The organism is Nonomuraea maheshkhaliensis, from assembly GCF_039529435.1.
Taxonomy (GTDB): domain Bacteria; phylum Actinomycetota; class Actinomycetes; order Streptosporangiales; family Streptosporangiaceae; genus Nonomuraea; species Nonomuraea maheshkhaliensis.
The window spans coordinates 21,226-27,368 of sequence record NZ_BAAAMU010000140.1 but is presented as its reverse complement, the minus strand read 5'-3'; the positions used below and the strand labels follow the sequence as shown (position 1 = coordinate 27,368).

Sequence of the window (6,143 nt, the reverse complement as noted above, 5' to 3'; positions counted from 1 at the left end):
GGCTGCGCGACGGCATCGACGCCGCCGCGCAGCCGGCCGGGGTCGGCCCCGGCCGCGCGCAGCAGGGCCTTGACCGCGTCGTCGTCGATCAGCGCGTCGAGGAGGTCGATCACGTCCAGGTCGGGCGCGCCGCGCTGCCCGGCCGCCTCCAGCGCCCGGCTCAGCGCCTCCCTGGCGGAGGCGCTGAGGAGCCTGCCCACGTCCACGCGCTGGACGCCGGGCCGCGACGGCGGCCAGCTCTCCATGCCGCCGAAGACCCGGCCCGTCAGCTCCTCGAAGCCTCGGAACGGGTCCCCTCCGAAGAATGACCTGTACGACATCGCATATCCCCTCGCGCTCAGGGGACATCTAGCCGCACATGCCGCACTTCATAGTCAGGACTCGGCAAAGCATCCCAGTCCCGGGCTGCGGCTCACAGGCGGCGTCTCACAGGCGGCGTCTCACGGGCGGCGGCGCAGCCCCGCGTCGCTCAGCTCGGGCGGTTGCCAGCCGGCGTCGGCCGGGTTGAGCGTGACGCCGGGCGGGACGATCTCGTCGATCCGGTCGAGCACGTCGTCGCTCAGCCGCACGTCGGCGGCGGTGAGCTGGCTCTCCAGGTGCTCCATGGTGCGCGGCCCGATGATGGCCGAGGTCACCGCCCGGTGCCTGATCGTGAACGCCAGCGCCAGCTCGATCAGCGTGAGGCCGGCCTCCTCGGCCAGCACGGCCAGCCGCTCGGCCGCCTCCAGCTTGCGCTGGTTGTCCTCGATCGTCATGTCGTAGCGCTGCGGCAGCCGGTCGGAGCGGCGCGTCTCGGGCAGGTCGGCGCCCTTGCGGTAGCGGCCGCTGAGCCAGCCGCCGGCCAGCGGGCTCCACACGATGGCGCCCATGCCGTACCTCTCGATCGTGGGCAGCACGTCGGCCTCGATGCCGCGCACGAGCATCGAGTACGGCGGCTGCTCGCACACGAACCGCTCCAGCGAGCGCCGCCGCGCGGCCCACTGCGCCTCGACGATGCGGTGGGCGGGGAAGGTGGAGCTGCCGATGTAGCGGACCTTGCCCTGCCGCACGAGGTCGGTGAGCGCGCCGAGCGTCTCTTCGACGTCGGTGTCGGGGTCGAAGCGGTGGATCTGGTAGAGGTCGATCCAGTCGGTGCCGAGGCGGCGCAGGCTGTTCTCGACGGCCTGGAAGATCCAGCGGCGGGAGTTGCCCCGCTCGTTGGGGCCCTCGCCCATGACGCCGTGGCACTTGGTGGCCAGCACCACCTGGTCGCGCTTGCCGGATTTGGCCAGCGCCCGCCCGACGTACTCCTCCGACTGCCCTTGCGAGTAGACGTCGGCGGTGTCGATGAAGTTGACGCCCGCGTCGAGCGCCCTGTCGATGATCCGGGCGGACTCCCCGGGGTCGGACTCGCCCCACCAGCCGAACATCATCGCGCCCAGGCAGAGCGGACTGACCTTGAGACCTGTACGTCCGAGTACGCGATATTCTGTCACGGTCCTACTCTCCCGCAGCGAGCTCGTCGATGGGCGTGTCACCGGACACCAGTTCCAGCGTCCGCCGCACGCTGCCCGGATCGCGCAGCAGCGCCACGATGACGGCGGCCACGTCGTCGCGCGGCACCGCGCCCGGCGGCACCTCGGGGGCCAGCAGCACCCGGCCGGTGCCCGGATCGTCGGTGAGGCGGCCGGGGCGCAGGATCGTCCAGTCGAGGTCGCGGGCCCGCAGGTCCTCCTCGGCCTCGGTCTTGGCCTTGATGTAGGCGGCCCACACCTCGTCCCGGCCGGGCGCGAGCGGCTTGCCCGCGCCGATGCTGGAAACCTGGACGAAGCGCCGCACGCCCGTCCGCTCGGCCGCGTCGGCCAGCAGCACGGACGCGCCCCGATCGACGGTGTCCTTGCGCGGCGCGCCGCTGCCCGGCCCCGCGCCGGCCGCGAACACCACGGCCGAGGCGCCCTCGACGACGCGGGCGACCTCCTCGACGCCGGCTTGCTCCAGGTCGCACACCACGGCCCGCGCCCCGGTGGCCTCGACGTCGGCGACGTGCGCCGGATTGCGGACGAGCCCGGTGGCCTCGGCTCCGAGCAGGGCGGCCAGCCGGAGCCCGATCTGCCCGTGGCCACCCGCGATGATGATCCCCATAATCGTCATGGTGTCATGGACCCATGCGCGACTTCCCGCAGGCACCCACGCCCGCGTTCCTGTTCGACCTGGACGGCACCCTGATCGACAGCGTCTACCAGCACGTGGTGGCCTGGCGTCAGGCGCTGTCGGGGCTGGGCATCGACCTGTCGGTGTGGCGGATCCACCGGCGCATCGGCATGAGCGGCGGGCTGTTCGTCAGCGCGCTGCTGCGGGAGACCGGGCTCAAGCTGACGCGGGAGCAGATCGAGGAGCTGCAGACCACCCACGCCGAGGCGTACGAGCAGCAGGCCGCCTCGGTCAGGCCGCTGCCCGGCGCGCCGGAGCTGCTGGCCGAGCTGACCTCGCGCGGCGTGCCCTGGGCCATCGCGACCAGCGGCTACGCCCGCACGGCCCGGCTGGCCCTGGGCATGCTGGGGCTGCCGGACGACACGCCCATGGTCACCCGCGACATGGTGCGCCGCGCCAAGCCCGACCCCGACCTGTTCCTGGCCGGGGCGGCGCTGGCCAAGGTCGATCCCGCGCACGCCATGGTGGTCGGTGACAGCGTCTGGGACCTGCTCGCCGCCCGCCGGGCCGGCGCGCTGGGCATCGGCCTGCTGTCGGGCGGGTATGGCAGGGACGAACTGGAGCGCGCGGGGGCGTTCCTGGTCTACGCCGATCCGGCCGAGATGCTGGACCGCCTCGACGAACTCGGCGTGCGGCAGAGTGACTGACGGTGACGGCGGAGCGGGAATATCCCTCCGAACCACCGAGCTGGATCATGCGTATTCCCCACAGAGGAGCTGAGATGGACTTGGCAGACATCGGCGTCACCGGCCTGGCGACCATGGGGCGCAACCTGGCCCGCAACCTGGCCAGGCACGGTTACACCGTGGCCGTGCACAACCGTTCGCACAGCCGCACGCAGCAGCTGGTGAAGGAGTTCGGCGAGGAGGGCGCGTTCGTGCCGTCGGAGGACCTCGCCGCCTTCGTGGCCTCGCTGAAGCGGCCGCGCCGGGCGATCATCATGGTCAAGGCGGGGGCGGGCACCGACGCGGTGATCGACCAGCTCGCCGACCTGATGGAGCCGGGCGACATGATCGTCGACGGCGGCAACGCGCACTTCGAGGACACCCGGCGGCGCGAGGCCGCCCTGCGCGAGCGCGGCCTGCACTTCGTCGGCACCGGCATCTCCGGCGGCGAGGAGGGGGCGCTCAACGGCCCCAGCATCATGCCGGGCGGGTCGAAGGAGTCGTGGGAGGCGCTCGGCCCGATCCTCCAGGACATCGCGGCCAAGGTGGACGGCGTGCCGTGTTCGGTGCACGTGGGCCCCGACGGCGCCGGCCATTTCGTGAAGATGGTGCACAACGGCATCGAATACTCCGACATGCAGCTCATCGCCGAGTCCTACGACCTGCTCCGCCAGGCGCTCGGGGTGACGCCGGCCGAGCTGGCCGAGGTGTTCAGGGAGTGGAACAGGGGCGAGCTCGACTCCTACCTGATCGAGATCACCGCCGAGGTGCTCGACCAGGTCGACGCCGAGACGGGCAAGCCGTTCGTGGACATCGTGGTCGACCAGGCCGAGCAGAAGGGCACCGGCCGCTGGACCGTGCAGAGCGCGCTCGACCTGGGCGTGCCCGTGACGGGCATCGCGGAGGCGACGTTCGCCCGCGCCCTGTCCGGCCACCCCGAGCAGCGGGCCGCGGCCCGGTCGCTGCGCGGGCCCGACGAGTCCGGGGTCGGCGGGCGCGAGCTGATCGAGGACGTACGCCAGGCGCTCTACGCCTCCAAGATCGTCGCCTACGCCCAGGGCTTCGACCAGATGGCCGCCGCCTCGAAGGAGTACGGCTGGGACCTCGACCTGGGTGCGATGGCCACGATCTGGCGGGGCGGCTGCATCATCAGGGCCAAGTTCCTCGACCGGATCAGGGCCGCGTACGACGCCGACCCGCAGCTGCCCACGCTGCTGGCCGACCCGACGTTCGCCGGCGCGCTCGACGCCGCGCAGGAGTCGTGGCGGCGCGTGGTGACCACGGCGGTCCAGATCGGCGTGCCCACGCCCGGCTTCTCCTCGGCCCTGGCCTACTTCGACGGGCTGCGCCGCGACCGCCTCCCGGCGGCACTGGTGCAGGGACTGCGCGACTTCTTCGGCGCGCACACCTACCACCGGGTGGACAAGGAGGGCACCTTCCACACCGACTGGTCCGGCGACCGCCAGGAGCGGCCGGCGTAGCCCTCCCACTTTTCCGCGCGGCCGGCGCGGGCCCTCCGACGCGCCGGCGGCGACCGGAGGAGCCCAGGCGCCCGTCCGGCTATCCGTTCGTCGCCACGGAGTTGGCGACGGCGGTCACCACGCAGAAGCCGAGCGGCCCGGCGGTGTCGTGCATGGTCACCTGGCCGGCCGCGACACCGCCGGTGCTCACGTGGCCCGTGCTCTCCACCCCGATGAGCTCGCCCTCGGGAAGCCTGGCCAGGGTCATCGTGTAGTCGGCGTTGATGAAGCGCAGCCCGTCGGCCTGGACGTTGCTGAGCGGGCTGGCGAAGTCGGCGGCCAGCGCGGCCCGGACGAACGGGGTCAGCGGCTCGTCGTCCACCAGCGGGTACCGCTCCCGCATCCACACCCGTCCCGGCCCGGGGGCGCCCCACTCGGTCAGCCGCCACAGGTCGAACGGCGGCTTCCAGAACTCGCCCTCGGCCTCGGCCGGCGGCTGCGCGGGCGGCGGCTCGTCCCAGGCGGGCGTCACGATCGAACGCTCGCCCTCGGGCTGCTCACCCCGGCGCAGCAGCACCGCGCTGGCCCGCCCGATCACGCCCTGGTCGGTGGAGATCACGGCGTCGGCCACGCGGATCCTGCGCCCGTCCCTGACCACGGCCGTCTCGACGGTGACGGGCAGCATCGGGCTGTTGCGGAACAGGTCGACGGTCAGCCGGGCGAAGTGCAGGCCGGGGCCCGCGTGGCGCTCCTCCAAGGCTCGGGCCGCCAAGCCGCCGAGCAGGCGGCCGTGCAGCATGTCGGGGGACCAGGGGCCGCGGGCGTGCGGCGCGGGGACGAGTTCGTCCCGTTTCTTGGTGAAGAACGCTGACGTCGGCACAGAATCAGATTCTAGAGGAGAGCGGGCGGCGGCCGAGCGCCTGGAAGCGATCTTTCAGCTCGACCGGCTCGATCACCTCGAAGTCGACGTCCAGGAAGGCCACGACGACGGCCATCAGGTGCGGGTCGTCGCCGCGCAGGGTGAGCACGCAGCGGTCCGGCCCCGCGGGCTCGACGACGCCCTGGGTGCGGCCGGCCATCCGCTCGGCGGGCCTGTACCGGGAGAGCGCCCCCGACTGGGCGCCCCCGGCCACGCCCGACCCGACGCCCACCGGCTTCGCGCTCGTCCCCGGCGACACGGCCGTGCGGCGCCACGCCGAACGGGTGCACAACGTGGTGCGCTGGTCGGAGTACCCGCGCGGCGGTCACTACGCCGCCCTTCAGGCCCCCGACCTGTTCGTTCAGGATGTCAGGGAGTCCTTCCTGGGCCTGCGGCCGTGACGCGGGGAGGTACGGGTGGATTTCCGCCGGGCTCGCGCCGTAAGCTCCTGCAATGCGTGATCTAGGTGAGGACCCCCGGCCGGCCCGGGGCGCGGTACGCGAGATCCATTCCCTGCACGGGCCCGCCACGCTGGCCTACTCCCCCGACCTCGACGGCATGGCCGACCCGGGGGAGGTCGTGTGGGCGTGGGTGCCGTACGAGGAGGACCCGGCCAGGGGCAAGGACCGGCCGCTGCTGATCGTGGGCCGCACGGGCCGCCGGCTGCTGGGCATGATGCTGTCCAGCAAGGGCGACGACGGTGACGACTGGCTGGAGCTGGGCGAGTGGGGCCGCGACGGCCGGATCTCCTACGTACGGCTGGACCGGGTCTTCGTGCTCGACGAGGACGACATCAGGCGTGAGGGCGCGGTCCTGGACGGCGAGCGCTTCGCCAGGGTGGCGGCCCGCCTGATGAAGACCCACGGCTGGGGCGCTCGCTGACCGTTCCGCCCCCCGGTCCGCCCCCGG

At 72.9% G+C, this 6,143-nt stretch carries 9 protein-coding genes; 4 read left to right on the top strand and 5 right to left on the bottom strand.

All coding sequences use genetic code 11. The annotated features are described in order from the left end of the window. From ABFX54_RS48325 to ABFX54_RS48315, 3 genes are all read right to left on the bottom strand, one after another. The coding region (locus ABFX54_RS48325) for a Clp protease N-terminal domain-containing protein (RefSeq protein ID WP_487047334.1) at nt 1-320 on the bottom strand (320 nt) is incomplete at its 3' end. A gap of 120 nt (nt 321-440) precedes the next feature. After that, nucleotides 441-1,475 carry an aldo/keto reductase gene (locus ABFX54_RS48320; protein ID WP_346113883.1) on the bottom strand — a complete coding sequence of 345 codons (1,035 nt, stop codon included), beginning with the start codon at nt 1,473-1,475 and terminating at the stop codon, nt 441-443. A gap of 4 nt (nt 1,476-1,479) precedes the next feature. Further along, nucleotides 1,480-2,121, bottom strand: a complete 642-nt coding sequence (locus ABFX54_RS48315) for an SDR family oxidoreductase (protein WP_346113882.1) — start codon at nt 2,119-2,121, stop codon at nt 1,480-1,482. 23 nt (nt 2,122-2,144) lie between these two features. Between ABFX54_RS48315 and ABFX54_RS48310 the strand changes: the two genes are divergently transcribed. Continuing rightward, the gene (locus ABFX54_RS48310; RefSeq protein ID WP_346113881.1) at nt 2,145-2,837 is read left to right on the top strand and encodes an HAD family hydrolase; all 693 of its coding nucleotides are present in this window, start codon (nt 2,145-2,147) and stop codon (nt 2,835-2,837) included. Between the two features lie 74 nt (nt 2,838-2,911). Next, nucleotides 2,912-4,336 carry an NADP-dependent phosphogluconate dehydrogenase gene (gndA, locus tag ABFX54_RS48305; RefSeq protein ID WP_346113880.1) on the top strand — a complete coding sequence of 475 codons (1,425 nt, stop codon included), beginning with the start codon at nt 2,912-2,914 and terminating at the stop codon, nt 4,334-4,336. A 79-nt stretch (nt 4,337-4,415) separates the two neighbouring features. Here the strand turns inward: gndA and ABFX54_RS48300 are convergent, their stop codons facing one another. After that, nucleotides 4,416-5,195: an acyl-CoA thioesterase domain-containing protein gene (locus ABFX54_RS48300; RefSeq protein WP_346113879.1), complete on the bottom strand. Its 780-nt coding sequence runs from the start codon at nt 5,193-5,195 to the stop codon at nt 4,416-4,418. A 4-nt stretch (nt 5,196-5,199) separates the two neighbouring features. Next, nucleotides 5,200-5,394 carry a WCX domain-containing protein gene (locus ABFX54_RS48295; protein WP_346113878.1) on the bottom strand — a complete coding sequence of 65 codons (195 nt, stop codon included), beginning with the start codon at nt 5,392-5,394 and terminating at the stop codon, nt 5,200-5,202. Between ABFX54_RS48295 and ABFX54_RS48290 the strand changes: the two genes are divergently transcribed. Further along, nucleotides 5,381-5,635 carry a hypothetical protein gene (locus tag ABFX54_RS48290; RefSeq protein WP_346113877.1) on the top strand — a complete coding sequence of 85 codons (255 nt, stop codon included), beginning with the start codon at nt 5,381-5,383 and terminating at the stop codon, nt 5,633-5,635. The two genes, ABFX54_RS48295 and ABFX54_RS48290, sit on opposite strands and share 14 nt — an antisense overlap. 52 nt (nt 5,636-5,687) lie before the next feature. Beyond that, on the top strand, nt 5,688-6,116 hold the full coding sequence (locus tag ABFX54_RS48285) for a type II toxin-antitoxin system PemK/MazF family toxin (RefSeq protein ID WP_346113876.1): 429 nt from the start codon (nt 5,688-5,690) through the stop codon (nt 6,114-6,116). Nucleotides 6,117-6,143: the final 27 nt, after the last annotated feature.

Excerpts from the sequence above, each read along its gene's own strand:
- ABFX54_RS48315 (WP_346113882.1), bottom strand. The coding sequence starts at position 2,121 with ATGGGGATCATCATCGCGGGTGGCCACGGGCAGATCGGGCTCCGGCTG.
- ABFX54_RS48310 (WP_346113881.1), top strand. The coding sequence starts at position 2,145 with ATGCGCGACTTCCCGCAGGCACCCACGCCCGCGTTCCTGTTCGACCTG.
- ABFX54_RS48295 (WP_346113878.1), bottom strand. The coding sequence starts at position 5,394 with ATGGCCGGCCGCACCCAGGGCGTCGTCGAGCCCGCGGGGCCGGACCGC.
- ABFX54_RS48285 (WP_346113876.1), top strand. The coding sequence starts at position 5,688 with ATGCGTGATCTAGGTGAGGACCCCCGGCCGGCCCGGGGCGCGGTACGC.
- gndA (WP_346113880.1), top strand. The coding sequence starts at position 2,912 with ATGGACTTGGCAGACATCGGCGTCACCGGCCTGGCGACCATGGGGCGC.